24 protein-coding genes are annotated in these 24,424 nt (G+C 62.2%); 12 read left to right on the top strand and 12 right to left on the bottom strand.

The window, feature by feature from the left end; genetic code table 11:
* Positions 1–3 precede the first annotated feature (3 nt).
* Complete coding sequence (locus tag NKJ88_RS10210) at positions 4–1,365, bottom strand: leucyl aminopeptidase family protein (protein WP_023732424.1); 1,362 nt, start codon at positions 1,363–1,365, stop codon at positions 4–6.
* Positions 1,366–1,602: 237 nt separating this feature from the next.
* Here NKJ88_RS10210 and NKJ88_RS10205 point away from each other — a divergent pair, with 237 nt between their 5' ends.
* Positions 1,603–2,424 (top strand): tetratricopeptide repeat protein, encoded by an 822-nt coding sequence (locus NKJ88_RS10205; RefSeq protein WP_023669594.1) that lies wholly within the window; start codon positions 1,603–1,605, stop codon positions 2,422–2,424.
* Between the two features lie 113 nt (positions 2,425–2,537).
* Here NKJ88_RS10205 and NKJ88_RS10200 read toward each other — a convergent pair whose 3' ends face one another.
* The 9 genes from NKJ88_RS10200 to NKJ88_RS10160 form a co-directional block, all read right to left on the bottom strand.
* Positions 2,538–3,554, bottom strand: a complete 1,017-nt coding sequence (locus NKJ88_RS10200; RefSeq protein ID WP_023732425.1) for a type II secretion system F family protein — start codon at positions 3,552–3,554, stop codon at positions 2,538–2,540.
* 40 nt (positions 3,555–3,594) lie between these two features.
* Positions 3,595–4,608: a type II secretion system F family protein gene (locus NKJ88_RS10195; protein ID WP_023669592.1), complete on the bottom strand. Its 1,014-nt coding sequence runs from the start codon at positions 4,606–4,608 to the stop codon at positions 3,595–3,597.
* 155 nt (positions 4,609–4,763) lie between these two features.
* Entirely contained in the window at positions 4,764–6,272 is a 1,509-nt protein-coding gene (locus tag NKJ88_RS10190; RefSeq protein WP_023688717.1) for a TadA family conjugal transfer-associated ATPase, read from the bottom strand.
* 86 nt (positions 6,273–6,358) lie between these two features.
* Positions 6,359–7,642: a CpaE/TadZ family protein gene (locus NKJ88_RS10185; RefSeq protein ID WP_023696715.1), complete on the bottom strand. Its 1,284-nt coding sequence runs from the start codon at positions 7,640–7,642 to the stop codon at positions 6,359–6,361.
* Positions 7,643–7,697: 55 nt separating this feature from the next.
* Positions 7,698–8,435, bottom strand: coding sequence for a CpaD family pilus assembly protein (locus tag NKJ88_RS10180; RefSeq protein ID WP_023823743.1), 738 nt, complete (start codon positions 8,433–8,435; stop codon positions 7,698–7,700).
* A gap of 13 nt (positions 8,436–8,448) precedes the next feature.
* Positions 8,449–9,960: a type II and III secretion system protein family protein gene (locus NKJ88_RS10175; protein WP_023823744.1), complete on the bottom strand. Its 1,512-nt coding sequence runs from the start codon at positions 9,958–9,960 to the stop codon at positions 8,449–8,451.
* Complete coding sequence (gene cpaB / locus NKJ88_RS10170; protein WP_023823745.1) at positions 9,957–10,769, bottom strand: Flp pilus assembly protein CpaB; 813 nt, start codon at positions 10,767–10,769, stop codon at positions 9,957–9,959. Before cpaB ends, NKJ88_RS10175 begins: the two co-directional genes overlap by 4 nt.
* Positions 10,770–10,974: 205 nt before the next feature.
* Positions 10,975–11,493 carry an A24 family peptidase gene (locus tag NKJ88_RS10165; protein WP_023688722.1) on the bottom strand — a complete coding sequence of 173 codons (519 nt, stop codon included), beginning with the start codon at positions 11,491–11,493 and terminating at the stop codon, positions 10,975–10,977.
* Positions 11,494–11,704: 211 nt separating this feature from the next.
* Entirely contained in the window at positions 11,705–11,893 is a 189-nt protein-coding gene (locus NKJ88_RS10160) for a Flp family type IVb pilin (RefSeq protein WP_023699479.1), read from the bottom strand.
* 347 nt (positions 11,894–12,240) lie between these two features.
* Here NKJ88_RS10160 and NKJ88_RS10155 point away from each other — a divergent pair, with 347 nt between their 5' ends.
* The 3 genes from NKJ88_RS10155 to NKJ88_RS10145 all read left to right on the top strand — a co-directional run bounded on the left by NKJ88_RS10155 (position 12,241) and on the right by NKJ88_RS10145 (position 14,100).
* Positions 12,241–12,663, top strand: coding sequence for a pilus assembly protein N-terminal domain-containing protein (locus NKJ88_RS10155; RefSeq protein WP_023681988.1), 423 nt, complete (start codon positions 12,241–12,243; stop codon positions 12,661–12,663).
* Positions 12,664–12,816: 153 nt separating this feature from the next.
* Entirely contained in the window at positions 12,817–13,434 is a 618-nt protein-coding gene (locus tag NKJ88_RS10150; protein ID WP_050587055.1) for a TadE/TadG family type IV pilus assembly protein, read from the top strand.
* A 57-nt stretch (positions 13,435–13,491) separates the two neighbouring features.
* On the top strand, positions 13,492–14,100 hold the full coding sequence (locus tag NKJ88_RS10145; RefSeq protein ID WP_352444009.1) for a TadE/TadG family type IV pilus assembly protein: 609 nt from the start codon (positions 13,492–13,494) through the stop codon (positions 14,098–14,100).
* A 28-nt stretch (positions 14,101–14,128) separates the two neighbouring features.
* On the opposite strand, the gene NKJ88_RS10140 is transcribed toward NKJ88_RS10145, so the two are convergent.
* Positions 14,129–15,082 (bottom strand): PhnD/SsuA/transferrin family substrate-binding protein, encoded by a 954-nt coding sequence (locus NKJ88_RS10140; protein ID WP_023681991.1) that lies wholly within the window; start codon positions 15,080–15,082, stop codon positions 14,129–14,131.
* 175 nt (positions 15,083–15,257) lie between these two features.
* Between NKJ88_RS10140 and NKJ88_RS10135 the strand changes: the two genes are divergently transcribed.
* The 4 genes from NKJ88_RS10135 to rpsT all read left to right on the top strand — a co-directional run bounded on the left by NKJ88_RS10135 (position 15,258) and on the right by rpsT (position 18,619).
* Positions 15,258–16,496, top strand: coding sequence for a phosphopentomutase (locus tag NKJ88_RS10135; protein ID WP_023715312.1), 1,239 nt, complete (start codon positions 15,258–15,260; stop codon positions 16,494–16,496).
* Positions 16,489–17,379: a bifunctional DNA-formamidopyrimidine glycosylase/DNA-(apurinic or apyrimidinic site) lyase gene (gene mutM, locus NKJ88_RS10130; protein ID WP_023715311.1), complete on the top strand. Its 891-nt coding sequence runs from the start codon at positions 16,489–16,491 to the stop codon at positions 17,377–17,379. The genes NKJ88_RS10135 and mutM overlap by 8 nt, the downstream gene beginning before the upstream one ends.
* Positions 17,380–17,419: 40 nt before the next feature.
* Positions 17,420–18,193, top strand: coding sequence for an enoyl-CoA hydratase (locus tag NKJ88_RS10125; RefSeq protein WP_023681994.1), 774 nt, complete (start codon positions 17,420–17,422; stop codon positions 18,191–18,193).
* Between the two features lie 159 nt (positions 18,194–18,352).
* Positions 18,353–18,619, top strand: a complete 267-nt coding sequence (gene rpsT, locus NKJ88_RS10120; protein ID WP_023681995.1) for a 30S ribosomal protein S20 — start codon at positions 18,353–18,355, stop codon at positions 18,617–18,619.
* 26 nt (positions 18,620–18,645) lie between these two features.
* On the opposite strand, the gene NKJ88_RS10115 is transcribed toward rpsT, so the two are convergent.
* Positions 18,646–18,897 carry a hypothetical protein gene (locus NKJ88_RS10115; protein WP_155922475.1) on the bottom strand — a complete coding sequence of 84 codons (252 nt, stop codon included), beginning with the start codon at positions 18,895–18,897 and terminating at the stop codon, positions 18,646–18,648.
* A gap of 568 nt (positions 18,898–19,465) precedes the next feature.
* On the opposite strand from NKJ88_RS10115, the gene dnaA reads away from it, so the two are divergent.
* The 4 genes from dnaA to NKJ88_RS10095 all read left to right on the top strand — a co-directional run bounded on the left by dnaA (position 19,466) and on the right by NKJ88_RS10095 (position 24,421).
* Positions 19,466–21,010 carry a chromosomal replication initiator protein DnaA gene (gene dnaA, locus NKJ88_RS10110; protein ID WP_031193297.1) on the top strand — a complete coding sequence of 515 codons (1,545 nt, stop codon included), beginning with the start codon at positions 19,466–19,468 and terminating at the stop codon, positions 21,008–21,010.
* Between the two features lie 301 nt (positions 21,011–21,311).
* Positions 21,312–22,430 (top strand): DNA polymerase III subunit beta, encoded by a 1,119-nt coding sequence (gene dnaN, locus NKJ88_RS10105; RefSeq protein ID WP_023669575.1) that lies wholly within the window; start codon positions 21,312–21,314, stop codon positions 22,428–22,430.
* 58 nt (positions 22,431–22,488) lie between these two features.
* On the top strand, positions 22,489–23,634 hold the full coding sequence (gene recF, locus NKJ88_RS10100; protein WP_023669574.1) for a DNA replication/repair protein RecF: 1,146 nt from the start codon (positions 22,489–22,491) through the stop codon (positions 23,632–23,634).
* Positions 23,635–23,665: 31 nt separating this feature from the next.
* A complete protein-coding gene (locus tag NKJ88_RS10095; RefSeq protein WP_023740762.1) occupies positions 23,666–24,421 on the top strand; it encodes a molybdopterin-synthase adenylyltransferase MoeB in 756 nt (251 codons plus the stop codon).
* The last annotated feature ends 3 nt before the right edge of the window (positions 24,422–24,424 follow it).

The raw sequence follows: 24,424 nt of genomic DNA, 5'->3' as shown, positions 1-24,424 counted from the left end.
ACCCTAGGCATAGCGCCTCGAAATGACCCGCTCCAGTGCACGGATGCCTTGCGCCTCGCCGCCGGCGGGTCCATAGGGGCGATCGGACGGGTTCCAGGCGAAGATGTCGAAATGCGCCCAGCCCGTTGTCCGTTCGACAAAGCGCTTGAGGAACAGCGCCGCGGTGACCGAGCCGGCGAAACCGTCCGTGGTGACGTTGTTGATGTCGGCGATCTTCGACGCCAGCCTGCCGTCATAGGGCCGCCACAACGGCATGCGCCACAACGGATCCTCGACGGCCACCGAGGCCGCAGCCAGTTCGGACGCCAGCGCTTCGTCGCCAGTGTAGAAAGGCGGCAGATCGGGACCGAGCGCGACACGCGCTGCCCCGGTCAGCGTCGCCATGTCGATCAGCAGTTCCGGCTCCTCGTCATCGGCCAGCGCCAGCGCATCGGCCAGCACCAGCCGCCCTTCGGCGTCGGTGTTGCCGATCTCGACGGTGAGGCCCTTGCGGCTGGTCAGTACATCTCCAGGCCGGAAGGCGTTGCCGGCAATCGAATTCTCGACCGCCGGGATCAGGACGCGCAGCCGGATCTTCAGCCCGGCAGCCATGATCATCGAGGCCAGGCCCAGCACATTGGCGGCGCCGCCCATATCCTTCTTCATCAAGAGCATGCCCGACGACGGTTTGATGTCGAGGCCGCCAGTGTCGAAACAGACACCCTTGCCGACCAGCGTCACCTTCGGCGCGCCTTCCGGTCCCCAAACCATGTCGATCAGTCGCGGCGCTCCGACCGAGGCCCGGCCGACCGCATGGATCATCGGGAAATTCTGCTTCAGGAGATCATCCCCCTTGATCACCGACACCTCGGCCTTGTGAGTGGCCGCCAGGGTCCGCACGGCCTTCTCCAACTCGTCCGGTCCCATGTCGCTGGTCGGCGTGTTGACGAGGTCGCGCGCCAGGAAGACGCCGTCGGCGATGCGCCGGACGCGTCCTGCATCTACGCCGAGCGGCAGCGCAAAACGCAGCGTCTTGCCTGATTTCTTTCCGTAGCGAGTGAAGACGTAACCGCCGAGCACCAAGGCTATGGCCGCGAGTTCCGGCTCGGCTGGAGCGGCGGCAAAATGCCAGTCGCCTTCCGGCAAGGCTCTCGCCAGCATGCCGACGGCCAGCGCGCCCTCGCCATCACCGACGCCGAACAAGGCGCCGGCAAGGGAACCGTTGTCGCCGGGGACGGCGAGCGTCCTACCGGCTTCGCCGGAAAAGCCGTTGGCGGCCGCCCATGCGGTCATGGAAGGCGAAAGCCCCAAGGCCTCCAGTCCATCGCTCGCGACCAGATGGACCGGCAGGGCAGTGTTTAGTGTCTCGATGAGTTCGACGGGCATTCGATGGTCTCCGGGAGGCTTGCAGGTCGTCCTCAGTCAAGTGACAGGGACGTCGGATGATTTCAACATCTATGCACAGGGGCCGGCATGGGACTGCCAGGCCAAAGGCTTCCGGCGGGCCGTTCACCGATCCGACGGCTCACTTTTTAACTGTCCGTTAGGGTTAACAGAATATTTCTGCGGGGATGAAGATGGCCACGTGAATGGCCACGCGCAGGAATGGAGAGCCCCGTGCCGATGCCCACCAACCGCAGGATGAACGTCACGGGCAAACGGTTGGTCACCACGGCACTGCTGATGGCGCTGGCGGCCGGTGTTGCCGGGTGCGGAACCAGCAAGCTCACGACCGGCTCGATCGGGCGCACCAGCGGCAAACCGCTGGAAACCATGTCGGCCAGCGAGTTGCACGGGGCGACCGGGCGGCTGGGCGAATCCTACGCAAAGAACCCCAACGACAAGCGGCTGGCGACAAATTTTGCGGCGGCGCTCCAGATGGACGGCGATGCCGACCAGTCGCTTGCCGTGATGCGCAAGCTGGCGATCGCCTACCCCAAGGATCGCGACGTGCTTGCCGCCTACGGCAAGGCGCTGGCCGCCAACGGCCAGTTCGAGCCGGCGCTCGACGCCGTGCGCCGGGCGCAGACGCCGGAATATCCGGACTGGCGGCTGATGTCGGCCGAGGCCGCCATTCTCGACCAGCTTGGCCAGAAGGATGAAGCGCGCCAGAACTACCGCAAGGCGCTGGACCTAAAGCCGAACGAACCCTCGATCCTTTCCAATCTCGGTATGTCCTATGTGCTGGAAGGCGATCTGCGCACCGCCGAGACCTATATGCGCTCGGCAGCCCAGCAACCGAATGCCGACAGCCGGGTGCGCCAGAACCTTGCGCTGGTCGTGGGACTGCAGGGCCGCTTCGACGAGGCCGAGAAGATCGCCTCGCAGGAGCTTTCACCCGAACAGGCGCAAGCCAATGTAGCCTATCTTCGCCAGATGCTTGCCCAGCAGAACGCCTGGAGTCAGCTCAAGGATCAGGACAAGGCAAAGCCGGCGACCAACTGAGCGCCGCATGGGCGCCGGCTCCGCACAGCGCAAAATCCGTCCACATCTCAAAGCTGAAAACAAGAGCCGCACTGCATTGGCAGTGCGGCTCTTTTGTATGGCTGCAACGAGGCCTACTGGCTTGAGGAATTGTGCTGGTCGCCGAAGATGCCGCGCTGACTGACCTGAATGCCGGCTGGGCCCAGAATGATGGCGAACAAAACCGGCAGGAAGAACAGGATCATCGGCACGGTAAGCTTCGGCGGCAGGGCGGCGGCCTTCTTCTCGGCGGCATTCATGCGCATGTCACGGCTTTCCGAGGCCAGCACGCGCAATGCGTGCGCCACGGGTGTGCCGTAGCGTTCGGCCTGGACCAGCGCCTGGGACACTGACTTCACCGACTCCAGGCCGGTACGAGCCGAGAGGTTTTCATAAGCCTGCTTGCGCTCCTGCAGATAAGAGAGTTCGGCGTTGGTCAGCACGAATTCCTCCGCCAGCGCCACCGACTGCGAACCGATCTCCTCGGAGACCTTGCGCAAGGCGGCCTCGACCGACATGCCCGATTCGACGCAGATCAGCATCAGGTCGAGCGCATCCGGCCACGCCGCCTGGATCGACTGCTTGCGCTTGGCGGCACGATTGTTGACGTAAAGGATCGGCGCGTAGAAACCGGCGTAGGCGACAAGGATGCAGACGAACAGTTTCACGAAGGCCGGCCGGTCAGGCAGTCCGCCGAGCACGAACAGATAGATCGCTGCCAGCGTGAAACCGACAAAAGGCAGGATCAGGCGGAAGAACAGGAAGCGGGTCAGCGGGTTCTGGCCACGAAAGCCCGCCACCTTGAGCTTCTGCAACGTGCCTTCATCGGCCAACGCACGCCGCAGGTCCAGCCTGTCGACGATGTTGCGCATGCCGATCGACTGCTCTTCGCGCAGCCCCTTGCGGCGACGATCGGCTTCATTGGCAAGCCGCGCGCGCTGCTTGGCGCGCAATTCGTCACGCTCCAGCGCCACCGATCTCATGCGCGTCTTGAGCTGATTGCCACCAAGGGCCGGCAGCACCGTGAAGACGGTCGCGAACACCGCAATGCCAACCAGCAACGCTATCAGGAAGGCAGGATCGGTCAGCGATTTTACGACTTGGTCGGTCATTCGTTTTCAGTCTTTTCGTTTCGAGCTTTCCAAGGTCGGCCTATACTTCAAAGTTCATCATCTTGCGCATCACCAGAATGCCGATCGACATCCAGACGCCGGAACAGCCGAGGATCAGATTGCCGGTGCTGGTGGTGAACAGCGGCATGATGTAGTTCGGGCTCGACAGATAGACGAGAAGGGCGACGACAAAAGGCAGCGCGCCGATGATGACGGCCGACGCCTTGGCTTCCATGGAAAGCGCCTGGACCTTGGCCTTCATCTTCTTGCGATCGCGAAGCACGCGCGACAGGTTGCCAAGCGCCTCGGAGAGATTACCGCCGGCCTGTGACTGGATCTGGATAACGATGCCGAAGAAGCTTGCCTCGCTGCACGGCATGGTTTCAGCCATGCGCAAGGTGGCATCGGGGATGGACATGCCAATCTGCTGTGAATCGACGATCCGGCGGAACTCGGTCTTGACCGGCTCCGGCGATTCACTGGCGATCAGGCGAATGGCGTCGTTGAGCGGCAGGCCGGATTTGACGGCGCGCACGATGATGTCGAGGGCGTTGGGAAATTCGTTGAGGAACGCCTTGACCCGGCGCGCGCGGCGAAACGAGACGAACCAGCGCGGCAGGCCGAGCGCCCCCGCCAGCAGCGCGCCCGGCAGGACCAGAAGCGGCGCGCCGGCGAGATAGGCAAGCACCGTCAGCGCGATGCCGCAAATGACGGAGTAGATATAGAAACGCTCGATCGAGACCTGCATGCCGGCCTGACGAATCTGGGCCTTTAACGGCGGCTTCTTGACGGCGAGTTCGTTGGTTTTCTGCTTTTCGTCGAGCTGTTTCAGCGTGTCCTGGACAGATTTACGCCGCTTGACCGCCTCCGCGACACGGTCGCGCGAAGCCTTGACGACCGAACGATCGGTCTCGGCGGCCTTGATCGTCTCGAGCCGCTTGCCGGCCTGCTTCTCGTTGCTCATCTTGGTGAACAGGAAGGCATAGGCGACCGCACCGGCGCTGAAGCCGGCGAGCACGATGAACGCCAGTACGGTGGTGTCAATTCCGAACATCGACCTCGGTCCCCAGCGCATATCGCCGTTTCAAGGAAACGGCGATATGCGCTATCGCTTTGTTTTGACGCAATTCCGAAGGGAAAGCGCTACGCGCTTTTCCCGGGAAAACCGCTTCACACTTTTTCTGGAATTGCTTCCAACCTCGATATGCGTCAGTCAGCGCGTTTCTCCATCGATTCCAGCGCATTGGCGAGGCGCTGTTCCTCGCCATAGTAGCGGGCGCGATCCCAGAAGTGCGGACGGCCGATGCCGGTCGACACGTGCTCGCCAAGCAGCCTTCCATTCGAGTCCTCGCCCTTGATGTTGTAGAGCACGATATCCTGCGTGATGATGACGTCGCCTTCCATGCCGATCACCTCGGTGATGTGGGTGATGCGGCGCGAGCCGTCGCGAAGGCGTGCTGCCTGGATGATGACATCGATGGAGCCGACGACGATTTCACGCACGGTCTTCTGCGGCAGCGAATAGCCGCCCATGGCGATCATCGATTCGATACGGTTCAGGCATTCGCGCGGGCTGTTGGAGTGGATCGTTCCCATCGACCCGTCATGGCCGGTGTTCATCGCCTGCAGCAGGTCGAAAACCTCCGGTCCGCGCACTTCGCCGACGATGATGCGTTCGGGCCGCATGCGCAGGCAGTTCTTGACCAGGTCGCGCATGGTCACCTCGCCTTCGCCCTCGAGATTGGGCGGGCGGGTTTCGAGACGCACCACGTGCGGCTGCTGCAGTTGCAGTTCGGCCGAGTCTTCGCAGGTGATGACGCGTTCCTCGCGGTCGATATAGTTGGTCAGGCAGTTGAGCAGCGTCGTCTTGCCGGAGCCGGTACCGCCGGAGATGACGATGTTGCAGCGGACGCGGCCGATGATCTTGAGGATCTCGGCGCCCTGCGGCGAGATGGCGCCGAACTTGACCAGCTGATCGAGCGTCAGCTTGTCCTTCTTGAACTTGCGGATGGTGAGCGCGGTGCCGTCGATGGAGAGCGGCGGGGCGATGACGTTGACGCGGGAGCCGTCGGGTAAGCGGGCGTCGCAGATCGGGCTCGATTCGTCGACGCGGCGGCCAACCTGGCTGACGATACGCTGGCAGATGTTGAGCAGTTGCTGATTGTCGCGGAAGCGGATGCCGGTCTGTTCGACCTTGCCGTTGACTTCGATGTAGACGTTCTTGGAGCCGTTGACCATGATGTCGGCGATATCGTCGCGGGCGAGCAGCGGCTCCAGCGGGCCGTAGCCCAGCACATCGTTGCAGATGTCCTCGAGCAACTCTTCCTGCTCGGCGATCGACATTGCGAAATTTTTGATGGCGATGATGTCGTTGACGATATCCCGGATTTCCTCGCGCGCGCTCTCAGGGTCGAGCTTGGCGAGTTGCGACAGGTCAATGGTGTCGATGAGCGCGGAGAAGACCTGGCTCTTGGTGTCGTAGTAGGTTTCACTTTTTTCGCGCTGGATCTTTTTTGGCGGCTCCGGCGCCATCGACGGCGCCTCAACGGCACGGCGAGTTGGCGGGGTTCCCGGCGCTCCAGGCGGCGCTGCCGCGGGCCGGGCAAGTACCGCCATGTCCGCAGGCGTTGCAGTGGCCGGCGCCGCTGGCGCCGGTGCTGGCTGACGGAACTCCGGGGTGAACCGGCCGCCGTCGTCGGAGCCTCTTTTACCAAACATGATCGACTACCAATTCCGTCCAGAACATGATGCCGAAGCGGTTTTCGAACGACATCATGCTCTACTTCTTGATTTGGAGGGGAGCGTCATTTCTTGTTACGCGAGAGCTTGCCGAGCAGGCCGCCAAGGCCTGCCTTCTTCCTGGCCTTGATTTCGCTGCGACCGGTCAGGACATGCGCGATTTCGTTGATCATGCCGACGACCGGGCTCCTGGCATCCATCTCGCCCAGCATGCGGCCGTTGTTGGCGGCATTTCCAAACAACAACGGGTCGAAGGCGATGACCGACATCGGCGTGAGGCTGAGCGGCTCGGCGAAGTCGGAAGCGGAAATCTCGGGCCGTTTCGGCACGCCGGCCTGGTTGATGATCAGCTTCGGCGGCGGATCGTTCGGGCGAAGCCTCGTCAGCATATCGACCAGGTTCTTGGTGTTGCGCAGATTGGCCAGTTCCGGCGTCGCCGTGATGACGATCTCGTCGGCCTTGATCAGTGTGTTCTTGGTCCAGCCCGTCCAGATATGGGGGACGTCGAGCACCAGCAGCGGCACGCTGCGCTGGGCGGTATCGATGAGTTGCGTGAAGGCATCGGGATCGAAATCATAGACACGTTCCAGTGTGGAGGGCGCGGCGAGCAGCGACAGATGTTCGGCGCACTGGGCAAGCAGACGGTCGAGATAGACCTCGTCGACGCGTTCGGGCGAAAATACGGCTTCGGCGATGCCTTGCGCAGGGTCCTGGTCGAAATTTATGTTGGCCGTCCCGAAAGCCAGGTCGAGATCGGCGACGACCACTTCCGACTTGAACAGCGATGACATCGCCCACGCTACATTGTGGGCGATGGTCGAGGAGCCGACGCCGCCCTTGGCGCCGATGAAGGCGATCGAGCGGCCGATCGGCTCGGCTTCCGGATCGACGAAGATCGATGACACCACGGAGACGATATCGGCCATCGACACCGGCGCGATGACATATTCGGAAATACCGAAGCGGATGAGTTCGCGGTAAAGACCGACATCGTTGTAGTGGCCGATCACCACGACTTTCGAGGAGGGATCGCAATATTCGGAAAGCTGGGCAAGCTGCTCCAGCAACTGCTTCGGTTCGCTGCGCGATTCCAGCAGGATCAGGTTCGGCGTCGGCGCCGATTGATAGAATTCGATCGCCGTGGCGATGCCGCCCATATGCACTTTCAGATGCGCCTTGGCCATGCGGCGATCCTCGCCGGCCCGCTCCACCGGATGCGCGACACCTTCCGTCTCGCAAAATGCCTGGATAGAAATACGCGGCACCGGCCGCAGCGCCTGCATCGCTGCAATATCCGATTGGGAGCTGTCGCCGCCGTCTCCGGGCGTGTCGTAGGCAAGATTGCTCATCGTCATGCTCTTTTCCGTGACTTCTCGTTCCGGTCTCTACGCGGGACCGGCGCTCCTAATACGTCACTTCCGAACTGCCGAGGAACTCGTCCGAAATACCTCTGCCGCGATAGACGTCGATCACCGCGCCGCGGTTCTCGGCGTCGATATCGGACGACTTTCTTGGCCCGAGCAGATCGGCCGGATTGGCGAGTTGCGCAGCGAGGTTGTTTTGAGAGGAGCAGCCGTAATCGGCGTAGTGCTTGTTTTCGGAGGTTGCGAGGATGTCTTCGGGCCAGCGCCCGCATTTGTCGGTCTGGGCTCTCACCGAAATATAGGAAACGCGGATAGGCGCCGAGGCCTCCGGGGAAACCGACTGGTAGGAGGTCACCACGATCCGGTTTCGCTTGATGCCGCCGGCAACCGCCAGCCTGGCGAAATCGCGCGCCGCGGCAGTCGCCGCCACCTCATTGGCCGAGCCGATCGGGATTGCGATCGTCAGCGCCGGGGCAGCGCTCCTGTCGTAGCCGTCAAGGAAGCCCAGAAGCGTGTCGCGCTGCGAGCCGGTCATGCCGCGATCGCCGGCGCCGACCGGGAGGTCCAGCTTCTGGTTCTTCTCGGCAATCACGATCGGATGCGTGGTGCGATAATCATCGGGAATCGCCCCAACCGTGATGCTGTCGCGCTTGGCGCAACCGGCGAGCGAGGCGGCGATCGCGATCGCCAGGATCGGCATTGCCGATCGGCTGATCCGGGCACGGCCGGACCGCACTGTCGCGGCGACCGCCACTGCCTTCGATGCTGACTGAGACATGTCCGCTCCCCGCTTACTTGTAGATGAAGCCGACAACGCCGTGGTAGCGGCCGTTGGGCTTGTCTGTCTGCATGGTGCCGTAGACGCGGTTGACGCGGCCAAGGAACATGGCCGGGCCATCGCCGGCGGCGTTGAAATTGTCATCCGGCTTGGCCAGGTCGTTGCGCGCCACCGGCCGCGCCAGATAAGGCGTGATGATGATGACCAACTCGCTTTCGTTGCGGACGAAATCGCGGCTGCGGAACAGCGTGCCGAGCACCGGGATCTTGGTCAGTCCGGGCAAGCCGTTTACCGCCTGCCTGACGTCGTCGCGGACGAGGCCGGCTATCATCATCGATCCACCCGAAGGCAGTTCCACGGTCGTGTCGGCCAAACGTTTGCGCAGCGATATGACGTTGGTGTCTCCGAAAGAGACCGCGCCTTCGGTGGTCGGTTCGGAAACCGACGTCCTGACCTTCAGGCTGATGCGACCGGGCGACAGCACCACAGGCTGAAATTCCAGGCCGATGCCGTATTCGATTTTCTGAGCCGTCCAAACCCTGTCGGCATTCTGATTGGCATCCGACTTGGCATTTGTAACGGCGCTGACCATATTGTACTCGCCGCCGACCTTGAAGGTCGCCTTCTCACCGGAGACGGCCGTCAAAGTAGGCTCGGCCAGCGTTTTCATGACGCCGGACTGCTCCATCGCAGTGATGTAGCCCTGCAGAGCAGAGGTGGCAAAATTGACCCCCGAACTCGACAACGGCTTGCCTAGGCCGGGGAAGGTGTCACTGGTCGCATTGAAGCTGATGCCGTTGGAGCTGCCTTTGCCAACCATGTTGACGCCGAGCTGCTTCATCACCGAGCGGCTGACTTCGGCCACGGTCACCTTCAGCGTCACCTGGTCGTCGCCGATGATCTGCAGCAGGTTGACGATCTTCGAGACCCGGCGTTCGGCATCCGGATTGTTGATGTCGACGCCGCCATTGGCATTGCCGCCTGCCGCGGTCTGCGAATACTGACCGGTCGTCGCTTCACCGCCGGACACGAAGATGGTTGCCAGATCGACGGCGCGCTTGGCATCGAGCGGCGTGTCCACCGTCCCGGTCAGGACGACGTTGTCGTTCAGCAACTCGACCTTGATCTCGGCATTCGGAAGGAAGCGCTTGAGATAATCTTCCAATCCGGCGACGTCGCGTTCGACGGCCAGATCCAGGCTGGCGATCTGCTCGCCATTGGGACCGAAGACGAAGATGTTGGTTTCGCCCACCGACTTGCCGAACAGATAGATCCGCCTTGCGGTGCGGGTCACCGCATCGGCGACCGCGGGGTTGGCGACCAGGATGTCGTAGGCGTCGCTCGGCAGATCGATGACCACCGATTTGTTGAGGCCAAGCTTGACACGTTGCGTGGCCGACGAGGCCATGACCCCGACGCTCTTTCCGGCGGCCTTGGCGTCGACAAGGCCACTTGCATGGGCTCCGAGAAAAAGCAGACCGATGGCCGCAGCCGTGGTGACCGGCAGTCTAGCGACTAACCTCATTTCCTTGCCCCTACTTCGGAAACTTCGCCCGATTTGATCAACCGCACCGTTCCGCGCCGCCCATTGCCGGAAACGAGGTAGTCGGCTTCATCGGTACCCTTTTCCTTGTTGTCGGTGATCGAGCGCAGCGCCAGCGTCAGGCGATCGGCCATCTGCTGGGCGACGGTGATGATCTCGGCCTGCTGCGGCGTCAGCTCCAGCGTCGCCGTCTGTCCGACCCTGGTCTTCTTGCCTTCCTCGTCCTCCTGGATGGTCTGATCGATCGCCAGGACGCGGATGTTCTTGAGGATGGTCTCGGTGGTGAATCCGCTACCGGCGTTGCCGGTGTCGGATCTGCGGGTCATGATGACGTCGACAAAATCGTTAGGCAGGATAAAGCCGCCTGCCGACGTGTCGGCCGAGATCGCGGTGGCGACGGCACGCATGCCGGTGGGCAGGATCGAAGACATGAAGCTCTGCCCCTCGCCGATCAGCTTGGAGCGCCGCAGCGGCTCACCGGTGTACATCGCCATGCGGGCGACGGAGCCCTTCAGCTTCTCCCGCGCTTCGGGTTCGGCGGCACGGGTGATGAAATTCGCATTGATGCCATCGGACGGCCAGGACTCCCAGCTGAGATTGTTCTCAAGCGGGCTTCCCATCGGCACGTCGCCGGAAAGCACGAGCACATCCTGCAAGGCGATGGCCGGCACCTGCGGGGCATCGACGACGACCTGCTGGGGCGGGACCGCCACCATATTCTTGGCAACATAACCTGCACCACCCGCTGCGGCCACCGCCACGCCCAGAATGATCAGTCGGGATGCTGGCATCTGTCCGAACCCTCGCCTTTAGGCAACCACCTAGCCAGGCCGGACTTTGCAGCGGCAATCGTCAAAACAAGGTTAATACAATGCTTACGATCGTGATTAATTCAAGGTTTACATAATTACACGACCATGCTCCGACAAATGAAAAAGGCGGCCAAGCCGCCTCTTTTCAGGATCGATGCCGGAAGGGCAGAGGAGGTTCGCTACATCAGGTCGCCAACCTTGCCAATGCCCATTCCATCAAGGGCGAATCCGGATAGGTCAGCAGCCCGCCAATGCCGAGTGCGATGCCATAGGGAACGCCATTCATCTCGTCGGCGAAATGGCGCAGGACCGGATTGTGACTGGTGTAGGTCGCCAGCGGCGATTTCCGATAGAGGAGAATGGCGAGCGTCAGCAGGCCACCGATGAACGTCGAAGCCACGAGGTAATTGACAAGGTGAATGTTGAGCCCCATCCAGATGGACGTGGCTGCCAAAAGCTTGGCATCGCCGCCGCCCATGCCGCCGAGCGCAAACAGACCGAAAGTCACGGCCAGCACCAGGCCGCCGGCGGCGAAATGCCAGCCGTAAGTTGCCCAGTCCATACCCGTCAGTGGCGCAACCACGGCAAAGACGGCCACAAGCAGCACCGGCACCCGATTGGAGATTGTCATCGACAGCGCGTCGGAGATCGCCGCAAAAAGCATGCAAAACGGAAAGACAACGAAGATCAGCGCGTTGAGCATCGGTCTCTCATGGTTGGAAAGGCAACGATGGCTGCAGGTTAGGCGGCTTGGGTTAAGGATTGGTGAGTTCTGCTGATGCGGGGCAAATCCCGGGAAATGTCAGGGCGCCAAGCGGCGCAGCAAAGACCAAAGCCAAACGATCTTCAAAGACAAAAGGGCCGCCAGCGAGGCGGCCCTTCCAGTCTACCCGTCGAAACAGGATGCTAGACTATTACTTACAAGCAGCGTTCGTCGGATCCTTCACGCAATCCGCGATGTCCTTGAACTTGTTGTTCAGGGCATTGCCGAGCTGACCAGCGCCAACCATGATGGCAAGCGCGATGAGAGCTGCGATCAGACCGTATTCGATAGCGGTCGCGCCGGATTCGTCCTTCGCGAAACGTGCGATGAGATTAGACATTCGAGAGCTCCTACTCCACGTGTTACAGCACTTCCGTCAACTTCTGTGGTGGTTGATCGGATGCTGCCAATCTACGGAGAAGCTCTTTCAATCGGCTTAATAAACAGCCTTACCGATTCCTTTCCCGCTTCGAACAGCTTGCGTGGTTAACCGTAAACTAAACGCTGGACAGTAGCTCGCCTGCCCGTGAAGAGCTGTAATTTCACGGCTATCGGCAGGATGCATTGTTACATTAGCTGGCAGCAGGATTGGTGCGAATACCCCGGCGCCGGTCAAGGGTTTAACCGTTGGTTCACCAATCTCCTTCATGTTTCTTTGAACAAGTTTTGCCGCTGTGGAGCGCCTTGATGACTGCCATGAAATCGTCATTCCTGCTTGTCGCGCTTCTCGCCGTCCCGGCTTTTGTGCTGCCGGCCAAGGCCGGAGCCGGCATCGAAGTGACGATGAATCAGGCCAAGATCGTCAAACTGACACGCCCCGCCGACACCATAGTCGTCGGCAATCCGGCGATTGCCGACGCCTCCGTCCAGGATGCATCGACGATCGTACTGACTGGCAAGGGGTTCGGCGTCACCAATCTGGTTGTCCTCGACCACGATGGCAGCCCGATCGTCGACGAGCAGGTGACCGTGGTGCGCCAGGACGCGTCGTCCGTGCGTATCTACAGGCGCGCCTCGGTACAGACCATGTCCTGCACGCCCTATTGCGAAAGCTCGTACAAGAGCGACTCGGAAAAGTCGTCCGAAGCCGAGATGAGCGCTGGGCAGTAAGCGCCTCAGTTGGCTCGATTGTCTCGGGAAAGCCGCGTCGGTTAGCGGCCGGTTAATGTCGCCTGGTCGAATTTAACGGTCATTCAAACCGGAGCTAAATGGGTTCTTGATAGTGGTGCTGACGGTACCGCATCAGGATCGCAGGAACGGGATATGGGCGACGTTTTGGACGAGGATTCAGAACGCGAGATCTGCAAGGCCAAGGCAGGGCGCGTGACGTTTGCCCGTCGTTTCCTTCGTGATCGGCGCGGCAGCACGGCGATAGAATTCGCGATGCTTGCGCTACCGTTTGCGGCTCTCGTCTTCGCCATCCTCGAGAGCTGCGTTTCATTTGCCGGACAGGAGGTGATGGCCAACATCACCGATGATATCGCCCGTCAGTTGCGTACTGGCCAGTTGAGGCAAGCCGATGTGACGGAAGAGAAGCTGAAGGGCTTGGTCTGCGCCAGACTCGAGATCATTGTCGCGAAGGGTTGCCCCGGTTTGCTGGTGGATCTGCGCCCGTTCAAGACCTTTGCCGGGGCAGCCAGTGCGGGTTTCACGATTTCCGGCTCGACCATCACGCTGACGGGCAAGGATCCGGATACAGGCAAGGACCCGGCTTTCGGGACCCCTACAATAGGTCCGGCAGAATCAAAGAACATGCTGCGGGTCTTTTACCCTTGGCCGGTCATGACCGATTTCATGGCTCAATACATGTCGAATATGGATGGCGGCAAGACTCTGCATTACGCGACGACAACGTGGCAAAACGAGCCATTTGACAACTGAAATTGCACGTGTAAGCAAAAGGAAAAGTGCATGTTTCGTGCGGGGGCACATCCGGGGATGTCGGTTAGCTGGAAGAGAGCGGCGCGGTTTTTTTCCGATCGGCGCGGCATAGCGGCCGTCGAGTTTGCCCTCATCGTGCCTGTCTTGCTGATCATGTATTTCATTACGATGGAGGCCTCGCAAGCCATCGAGGCCAGCAAGAAGGTCAGCCGCATCAGCTCCATGGTTGCCGACCTCGTCACGCAGCAAACGTCGGTGGTCAACGCAGATCTCACCGACATCATGAAGATCGGCAACTCCAGCCTTCAGCCTTACAACCGCTCGGTCGCCAATATCTCCATTACGGCAATCGACATCAGAACCGACCCGAACAATCCGATACCGCAAGCAAAGGTGGCGTGGTCCTGGAGCGTGCTGGATGGGAAGACTGGCCGCGACTCCAACCCGACAACTTCCACCACCGTTCCGGCGACGCTCAATGTTGCGGGGACTTTCCTCATTCGTGTCAAAACCACTCTAGCATACCAACCGATCATCTCCTGGTCGGAAGGCTCCGAAAAGCCGCTCGGATTTATCTCGGCCTTCAACGAAGGCAAGATAACGATGAGCGAAACCTACTATCTCAGGCCGCGCCGGACCACGTCGATCCCCTGCAGCGATTGCTGAAGCAGCTCTGGCCCATCCGACCCCGGCTTTATTGCGCGCCGCTGTCGGTGCTGCCCGACACCAGGCGCACGATGGAATCGGCCATCGCATAGTCACTCGCAGCGGCGAGCGTGAACCCTCCCGAATGTTTCGATTCCACGAAATCGTAGACTTCCGGCGACTGCGATCTGAGATTGGTGAGGAAGACGGTCAGTCGGCGTTTGGCTTCGGGGTCGAGATCGCTGCGGACGGCGTGAGGGCCGTATCTGAGCACGCCGGAGGTCCAGATGATCTGGAGCGCGGCTTCTGGAATGCCCGCCGCCTCCAGTCGCGCCGCCGTGCCGTCCGGATCAGCCGGCTGATCGCCAGCAATCGCCGTCCGGTTTTCCGCCGTGGCCCGCTCCCAGCCGAACAAGGCATCGGCCTGGCCATCGACCAGCATCGCTTCTGCGGCGGCAGCCGAGCCGGCATGAGCGAGGAATGGCGCATCCTGGCTGATCTTGATGCCGTCGGCCGCCAGCCCGGCGAGCGGTAGAAGCGAACCGCCGACATTGTCGGAAGGCGCCATGGCGATGCGGTGCGTTTCCAGGGCCGCGAGATCGGAAAGCCTGCCGTCGCGCGTCAAAAGCACGGAGCGGATGCCCGTGGCACCGTCGGCATCGACCGGCGCCACAAGAGGTTCGACGCAGCCGCAGCGCTCCGAGGCGGTGGCGTAGGCGGTCGCCGAATAGACCGCGTACTGAATCCGGCCAATGGCCTGTGCCTCTATCAGCGCCGCATAGTCATGCGCGACGACGAATTCCACCTTCATGCCGAGCGCCCTGCCGTAGGCGTCAGTCAGCATGGCCAGACCCGGAACCGTGTTGCCGGCGCCCGGCTCGGCAACGATGCCGATCCGAAACGTGCCGATCTGGTCGCGCCAGTCGGCGTGCGCGGCGAGCTGCGAGGCCAGCAGTGCTACGGTGGTCGCCAGTGCACTCCAACCGAGGTCAGCCCGTCTCATCGATCCATGCCCCGCACACCGTTCCTTGAAGCGCATTGCATGTCTCAAGGATGCGTACACCACGCCTGCCCGACTTCGCGACCATCGCGTCAGGCCGTTGCCGCCTGGTTTACGATTTGCCAATGCCGCGACGGGACCTTATGTCTGGTCAACCAGACTGGCAATGACGGCACCTATGTCACGCGCTTTCCTCTTCGTTCTCGATTCTTTCGGCATTGGCGGCGCCGCCGATGCCGAACGCTATGGCGACGCCGGCTCGAACACATTGGGACATATCGCGCTGGCTTGCGCGGAAGCCCGCGCCGATCGCGAGGGCCTGCGCGAGGGACCGCTGAAGGTGCCCACCATGGTTTCGCTCGGTCTCGGCCGCGCAGCAGAAACCGCAACCGGCTTCCAATTCGACAGCAAAGCCGCCGTTTCAGCCTCCGCCTTCCACGGCGCCGCGCAGGAGATTTCGAGCGGCAAGGATACGCCGTCGGGTCACTGGGAAATCGCCGGGCTGCCAGTGCGGTTCGACTGGGGCTATTTCCCCGATAAGGTGCCCGCCTTCCCTGCCGAACTGACCGAAGCGATGATCCGCGAGGGCAAGGTCCCAGGCATTCTCGGCAACTGCCATGCACCCGGCACGGAGATCATCGAGCGCTTCGGCGAGGAGCATATCCGCACCGGCCAGCCGATCTGCTACACCTCGGTCGATTCCGTCCTGCAGATAGCAGCGCACGAAGTTCATTTCGGCCTGGAGCGGCTCTACGAGTTCTGCAAGACGGTACGCCGGCTGGTCGACCCGCTGAAGATCGGACGGGTGATCGCACGGCCTTTCCTGGGCGAAACATCAGCCACGTTCGAGCGCACCTACAACCGCCATGACTACGCCGTGCCGCCGCCTGAGCCGACGCTGCTCGACCGCTTGACCGGGCGCGGCAGCCGGGTGATCGCGGTCGGCAAGATCGGCGACATCTTCGCCCACCGCGGTATCTCGGAAGTACGCAAGGCGCCCGGCAACATGGCAATGTTCGACAAGGCGCTGGGCGCGATGGACGATGCCGGCGACGGCGACCTGGTGTTCGCCAATTTCGTCGACTTCGACACCGAGTTCGGCCATCGCCGCGACGTCGCCGGCTATGCTGCGGCGCTCGAAGCCTTCGACCGCCGGCTGCCCGAGGCACTGGCAAAGCTGAAGCCGGGCGATCTGCTCATCCTCACCGCCGACCATGGCAACGATCCGACATGGCGTGGCACCGACCACACGCGCGAACGCATCCCGGTCATCGGCATCGCACCGGGTCTCACGGGCGGCGACATCGGGCTCAGGACCACCTTCGCCGATATCGGCGAGACGGTCGCCGAACACCTCAAGCTGGCGCGCGGCCGCCACGGCGCTTCCTTCCATGCGGCGATAGGCGGCCATGCCTGAACTGCCCGAGGTCGAAACGGTCCGGCGCGGCCTGCAGCCGGTTCTGGAATGCGCGCGGATCGTGCGCGTCGAGGCGCGCCGGCCCGATCTCAGATTTCCGTTTCCGGCGAAATTTGCGCAGCGGCTGACCGGCAAGACGGTCATCGCGCTTGGCCGCCGCGCCAAATATCTCACCATACACCTGGACGGTGGCCCCGTGCTGATCTGCCATCTCGGCATGTCGGGCTCGTTCCGCATCGAGGCCGCTGATGACAAAGAGACGCCCGGCACGTTCCATCAGGAGCGCTCGAAGGATGCCAAGCACGACCATGTGGTGTTCCATGTCGTGTCGCCTGTCGGCGTCCAGTCTCGCGTGGTCTTCAACGACCCGCGTCGCTTCGGCTTCATGCTGTTTGCGGAAGGCCTGGCCGACGCGCATCCGATGCTGGCGGGACTGGGCGTCGAGCCGACCGGCAATGCGCTGGAAGGCACCCTGCTCGCCTCGCTGCTGAAGGGCCGCAGATCGCCGTTGAAGGCGGCGCTGCTCGACCAGAAGCTGATTGCCGGGCTCGGCAATATCTATGTGTCGGAAGCGCTGTGGCGCGCCGGCCTGTCGCCATTGCGCGAGGCAGGCACCATCGCGGGGACCGGCAAGAAGGCCAAGGAACAGAGCGAACGACTGGCCGAGGCAATCCGTTCGGTGATCGCCGATGCGATCGCCGCCGGCGGGTCTTCGCTGCGCGACTATGTGCACACAGACGGGTCGCTGGGCTATTTCCAGCATTCCTTCGCGGTCTACGATCGCGAAGGCGAGCCCTGTCCGACGCCCGGCTGTCGCGGCCACATCGAGCGCATCGTGCAAAGCGGCCGCTCGACCTTTTATTGCCGGACCTGCCAGCGGTAAGCTAGACGGTCCTTCAGTGCCGCAACCAGGAGGCCAGCCCATGAGCTATGAAACCATCATCGTCGAGACGCGCGGCAAGGTCGGCCTGATCACGCTGAACCGGCCCAAGGCGCTCAACGCGCTGAACGCGCAGGTGCTGGCGGATTTGCTGACGGCGGCAAAGGGGTTCGACGCCGATCCCGGCATCGGCGCCATGGTCATCACCGGTTCCGAGAAGGCTTTTGCGGCGGGCGCCGACATCAAGGAAATGCAGGCCGTCACCTACGCGGAGGCCTATGTGCAGGATTTCTTCGTCGGCTGGGAAGAGTTTACCCGTGCGCGCAAGCCGATGATCGCGGCGGTCGCCGGCTATGCACTGGGCGGCGGCTGCGAACTGGCGATGATGTGCGATTTCATCATTGCCGCCGACACGGCGAAATTCGGCCAGCCCGAAATCACGCTCGGCGTCATTCCCGGCATGGGCGGGTCGCAACGGCTGACCCGCTTTGTCGGCAAGTCGAAGGCCATGGACATGTGCCTGACCGGTCGGATGATGGATGCCGCCGAAGCCGAGCGCAGCGGCCTGGCCTCGCGCGTCGTGCCGGCCGGCGAGTTGATCGAGGAGGCGATGAAGGCCGCGGCCAGGATATCAGAGTTTTCACTGCCATCGGTGATGATGGCCAAGGAGGCAGTCAACCGCGCCTACGAGACGACGCTGGCGGAGGGACTGCGCTTCGAACGCCGGCTGTTCCACTCGCTGTTTGCGCTCGACGACCAGAAGGAAGGGATGGCAGCCTTTGCCGAGAAGCGGAAGCCGAATTTCACCAATCGCTAGAGTGGCGGCGGAGAGGACCAAAAAGAAGCCAAAGCGGCGTTGACGCGCCGGAAAAGCTGAACTATAAGCCGCTCCAACCGAGGCGGCCGTTGGCTGCCCGTTTGTTTTTTGCGCCCTGCGGCATCCCGCATGCGCCCACCAGATCAGAAGAGAGGCATCATGGCCAATACCTCCTCGGCCAAAAAGGCAACGCGCAAGATCGCCCGCCGCGCAGCGATCAACAAGAACCGCCGCTCGCGCGTGCGTACATATGTCCGCCAGGTCGAAGAGGCACTGGCTGCCGGCGACAAGGCAGCCGCGCTGGAAGCCTTCAAGACCGCAGAGCCGGAATTGATGCGCGCCGCGACCAAGGGCGTGATCCATAAGAATACGGCATCGCGCAAGGTGTCGCGTCTGGCTCACCGCCTCAAGGTGCTGTCGGCCTGATTGACCGTTCCTGAACTGTCGTTCTTTCAAACCCGGCCAATCGCGCCGGGTTTTTTCGTTTGCCGGCAAGCACTTAAAAAGAACGGCCGCAAAGCACGCCCGAGCCGCATTCCAGAGTCTGGAATGCTTTGCCGGCACATACACTCCCACTGATATTCCAATCCGCCGAAACGGCCCACGCCAATAAATTTGGCTGTCACAAATTGCTGATGTTTTTCAACGACTTGCTGGAAGTGATCCACAGCTTGTTCACATCGCCTGTGGGCGATAGGCAGCAAGTTGGTGTCAAGCGAATTATTTCAGAAAATTTCAAACCGCACAGCCATTTTCATATTCGCGGCAAAAGGGTTTGAATCCCAATGGCTTTGTCAAAATATGCGCTTCCAGCACGGAGCCCGAACCGTTGTTCACTAACCAGATTCCTTAAAAATCCGTTAGAGGTGGCCTTGCCCTATCCACAGCGATTTCGGTAATGTCGATCTATCGAAAGGGACGGGCCTTAGCCCTTAACCCAGCCTGAATCGGCCAGCTAACAGTGGCAGAATTCATGACGTGGATCAATTCCGCGAACGGGTATGGCTTGCCTTTTCGATACGATAGGGGACTGGCGTAATTGTACATGGCAGCTTGATGGCGCACCGGCGTTTTCGCCGGGTAGCACCGCTTTGCCCGAACATGTCAGACGGACTGGCCTTAAGCAGCCGGGACCGATCCCATTCTGACGAGGCAACGTCATCCGCCGGCGGCGGCGGTGGTGTTGTAGCGAAGATACGGTCGCCGGAAACATGGGTGCAGGAGGCGCACTCCCGGCGGAAAAAAGGTACAAAGGAAAAGGGACGCACAATCATGCAGAGCGGCATCGAGCGGGAGCTTACGGGCGACCTGCCATTTCCCGGAACATTGGTCGGAGCGCACGATATGGCGGCTTCCAGCGACGCGGAACAGAAGTTCGACCGGGTCAAGGCCCAGTTGAAGGCGCGCCTGGGAACCGAGGTCTATTCGAGTTGGTTCGGCCGTATGAAGGTGGCTGAGGCTTCCCGGGGCATTGTACGCATCTCGGTGCCCACGGCCTTCCTGCGCTCGTGGATCAATGGCCATTATCTCGATCTCATCGCCGATCTGTGGAAGCACGAGGATCCCGAAATCCTCAAGATCGAGATGGTCGTGCGCACCGCGACCCGTCCTGCCCGCAATGGCGTCGAACCCGAGGTCGTGCCGGCGCGCAAGATGACCAAGCATACGCAGACCGCATTGGCGGCCGGCACGGTCGGCCCCGGCAGGGTGGAGCGGGCGCCCGCCCCTCGTCCCGGCACGCCGATCGAGAGCGAATTCCGGCACAATGTGCTGGGGTCGCCGCTCGACCCGCGCTACACGTTCGGCTCCTTCATCGAAGGCCCGTCGAACCGGGTGGCTTTCGCCGCAGCCAAAGCCGTGGCGGAATCGCAGTCGAGCGCGGTGCGCTTCAACCCGCTGTTCCTTCATGCAACCGTCGGGCTCGGCAAGACGCACCTTTTGCAGGCGATTGCGGCCGAATCCCTGAAACAGAACCCGAAATCGCGCGTCGTCTATCTGACGGCCGAATATTTCATGTGGCGCTTCGCCACCGCGATCCGCGACAACAATGCGCTGACGCTGAAGGAACAGCTGCGCGACATCGACCTCTTGATCATCGACGACATGCAGTTCCTGCAGGGCAAGTCGATCCAGCACGAATTCTGCCATCTCATCAACATGCTGCTCGACAGCGCCAAGCAAGTGGTGGTTGCCGCCGACAGGCCGCCGTCGGAACTGGAATCGCTGGAACCGCGGGTGCGCTCGCGCCTCAATGGCGGTGTCGCGCTGGAAATGTCGGCGCCGGACTTCGCCATGCGCATCGGCATGCTCAAGCTGCGGCTTGCCACGGCCAAGGTCGACGATGCGTCGCTCAATATTTCGGAGGAGATCCTCAACCATGTCGCCCGTACCGTCACCGGCAGCGGGCGTGAGCTGGAGGGCGCGTTCAACCAACTGCTGTTTCGTCAGTCGTTCGAGCCGGCGATCACCATCGACCGCATCGACGAGATCCTGGGGCACATCTATCGCTCTGGCGAGCCGAAGCGGGTGCGCATCGAGGACATCCAGCGCATCGTGGCGCGCCACTACAATGTGTCGAAGACCGAGTTGCTGTCCAACCGGCGCACGCGCACCATCGTGAAGCCCAGGCAGGTCGCCATGTACCTGTCGAAGGTATTGACGCCGCGCTCGCTGCCGGAGATCGGCCGGCGGTTCGGCGGGCGCGACCACACCACGGTGCTGCATGCGGTGCGCAAGATCGAGGACCTTTCCGGCGTCGACAACACGCTGGCGCAGGAACTGGAACTGTTGCGCAGGCTGATCAACGACCAAGCCTGATCGGCGCGGCAAACGGAGCGCGCCGGGTTAGAGTATTCGGTCGTCGCGCTTTAAATTTTCTTGTTTTGATGCATGTCGTTGTCCCAAAACCGCTGCGCAGTTTTCGGCGCTATGCATCGGTTGCCGGCCAACGTCCGCTTTATCCCCAGAAAGCCCGCTTAACCGGCGCGAACCGGTGGCCCGGACTTGCGTTTGCTGGCTTTTTCCTGTCAGTTTGCATAGATTCTGAGCCTGTTCAGACCTTTCGCGGGGCGCCGCCCACTGGTGACCCGTCCATTCATTCAAGCGAGCCTGTTTCGTCATGCGTGTTATCCTGGAACGGTCCAATCTCCTGAAGTCGCTCAACCACGTTCATCGCGTGGTCGAGCGGCGCAATACCATACCGATCCTGTCGAACGTGCTGCTCAGCGCCGAGGGCGCCAGCCTTGAAATGAAAGCCACCGACCTCGACCTCGAAGTGACCGAAGCGACGCCGGCAAAGGTCGAGCGCGGCGGGGCGACGACGGTTCCGGCGCACCTCCTCTACGACATCGTGCGCAAGCTGGCCGACGGCGCCGAAGTGATGCTGAAGACCGATGAGGACGGCAACGCCATGACGGTGACGTCGGGCCGCTCGAGCTTTCGCCTGCAGTGCCTGCCGCAGTCCGATTTCCCGGAGCTTTCGGCGGGGTCCTTCTCACACATCTTCCGGCTCGATTCCGTCGCCCTGAGAGGCCTGATCGAAAAGACCCAGTTCGCCATCTCCACCGAAGAGACGCGCTACTATCTCAACGGCATCTACCTGCACACGCATGAAACTGGCGGCAAGCTGAAGCTGCGTTCGGTGGCGACCGACGGTCACCGCCTGGCGCGCGCCGAGATCGACGCTCCGGCCGGGTCCGAAGGCATGCCGGGCATCATCATTCCGCGCAAGACGGTCAGCGAATTGCAGAAGCTGGTCGACGATCCCGATGTCGCGGTGACCACCGAATTGTCCGACACCAAGATCCGCTTCACCATCGGCAGCGTGGTTCTGACCTCGAAGCTGATCGACGGCACTTTCCCGGACTACCAGCGCGTCATTCCGACCGGCAACGACAAGAAGCTGATCATCGACCGCCAGAGCTTCGCCGCCGCCGTCGATCGCGTCTCGACCATTTCCTCCGAGCGCGGCCGCGCGGTGAAGCTTTCGATCACCGAAGGCCAGGTGACGCTTGCCGTCAACAATCCGGATTCGGGCAGCGCCACCGAGGAACTGGCGGCCGACTATTCGTCCGACCCGATCGAGATTGGCTTCAACGCCAAATATCTGCTCGACGTCGCTGCTCAACTCACCGGCACGGAAGCCAAGTTCATGCTGGCCGATGCCGGCTCGCCGACGCTAATCCACGACATGGCCGATGAGACCGCGCTCTACGTGCTGATGCCGATGCGGGTGTAGCCGCACTGCGGCACACTGCAGCATAGTGATTGCGGCGACTTCTATAGGCGGATAGCGGTTGCCGGAACAAAATCACATAAGTAAGCTCACACTTACGAATTTCCGCAATTATGCGGCGTTGTCGATCGGCTTTTCACCCGGCGCGGTGGTGTTTTCCGGCGACAATGGCGCCGGCAAGACCAATCTCCTGGAAGCCATCTCGCTGCTGACGCCTGGCCGCGGCCTGCGCCGGGCGCCCTATGTCGACGTGGCCCGCGAAGGCGGCGATGGCGGCTTTGCGCTGCACGCAAGGCTCGACGGGCCGGAGGGGCAGGTCGAGATCGGCACCGGCATCACCGGGGGTGAAGCGGCCGGCGAGGGCGGTCGCAAGGTGCGCATCAATGGCGCGCCGGCACGGTCGGCCGACGCCATGCTGGAATGGCTGCGCGTGGTCTGGCTGACGCCGGCCATGGACGGCCTGTTCCCGGGGCCTGCCGCGGACCGGCGGCGCTTTCTCGACAGGCTGGTGCTTGCGATCGATCCCGGCCACGGCCAGCGCGCGCTCGACTATGAGAAGGCGATGCGCGGACGTAACCGATTGCTTACGGAAGGTTCGCGAGACGGCGCATGGTTCGACGCCATCGAGATGCAAATGGTCGAAACCGGCGTGGCGATTGCCGCGGCGCGCGCCGAGCTGGTGCGCCTGCTGGCCGCCATGATCGACAGGTTGCCGTCCAGCGGGCCGTTTCCGCAAGCCGACATCAGCCTCTTCGGCGACCTTGAAAGCCATGTCGCCTCAGCACCCGCTGTGGATGTCGAGCAACGCTATCGCGACGCCCTTGCCGACGGCCGCGAGCGCGACCGCGCCGCCGGACGCACGCTCGACGGCCCGCACCGTTCGGATCTACTGGTGCGCCACCGCCCCAAGGCGATGCCGGCCGAACTCTGCTCGACCGGAGAGCAGAAGGCGCTGCTGGTCGGCATCGTGTTGTCGCACGCAAGGCTGACCGGCGAGATGTCGGCGATGACGCCGATCCTGTTGCTCGACGAGATTGCCGCGCATCTCGATGCCGGCCGGCGCGCCGCGCTGTTCTCGATCCTGGAGGAGCTGAACTGCCAGGCCTTCATGACCGGAACCGACGCCGCGCTGTTTTCCAGCCTGAGGGGACGCGCGCAGTTCCTCACCGTCGACCACGGCACGGTTGGGCCAACCGAAGAGACCTGACAAGGTTTTTGCTCCGCTATATGGTCGGGCAATGACCCCTGCCGCCCTCACCGACGAAGAACTCGAACGCTATGCCCGCCACATCGTGCTGCCCGAGATCGGCGGCGCCGGCCAGCAGCGGCTGAAGCGCGCACGGGTGCTGGTGATCGGCGCCGGCGGCCTCGGCGCACCGGTGCTGGAATATCTCGCTGCCGCGGGCGTCGGCACACTTGGCATCGTTGATGACGACATTGTCTCGCTGTCCAATCTGCAGCGGCAAGTGATCCACGCCACCGATACTGTCGGCGCGGCGAAGACCGAGAGCGCCAAAGCAGCGATCGCCCGGATCAATCCCCATGTCGCGGTGGAATTGCACGATTTCAGGCTGACGGCCGACAATGCTGCCGTTCTCGTCGCGCGCTACGACGTGGTCGTCGACGGCTCCGACAATTTCGAGACGCGCTATGTGGTGGCGGATGCCTGCGCGGCGGAAAAGCGGCCGCTCGTGCATGCCGCCGTCGGCCGCTTCGACGGCTCGGTGACGGTGTTGATGCCGTTCGGGACCGGCGCCGACGGCAGACCGAACCCTGGATATCGCGACCTCTTTCCTGAAGCGCCGCCGGAAGGACTGGTGCCGTCCTGCGCGGTGGCCGGGGTCGTCGGTGCGCTGACCGGCGTCATCGGCACCTTGCAGGCAATGGAAGCCATCAAGCTGATCACCGGTATCGGCGAGCCACTGGTCGGCCGGCTGCTGCTCTACGATGCACTGTCGGCGCGCTTCGACACGATCCGTTACAAGAGAAACTGAGCT

The sequence above is a fragment of the Mesorhizobium sp. M0016 genome (assembly GCF_040324035.1).
Taxonomy (GTDB): Bacteria; Pseudomonadota; Alphaproteobacteria; order Rhizobiales; family Rhizobiaceae; genus Mesorhizobium.
Note: the sequence above shows the minus strand (reverse complement) of the source record. Positions and strands in the feature narration are given on the sequence as shown.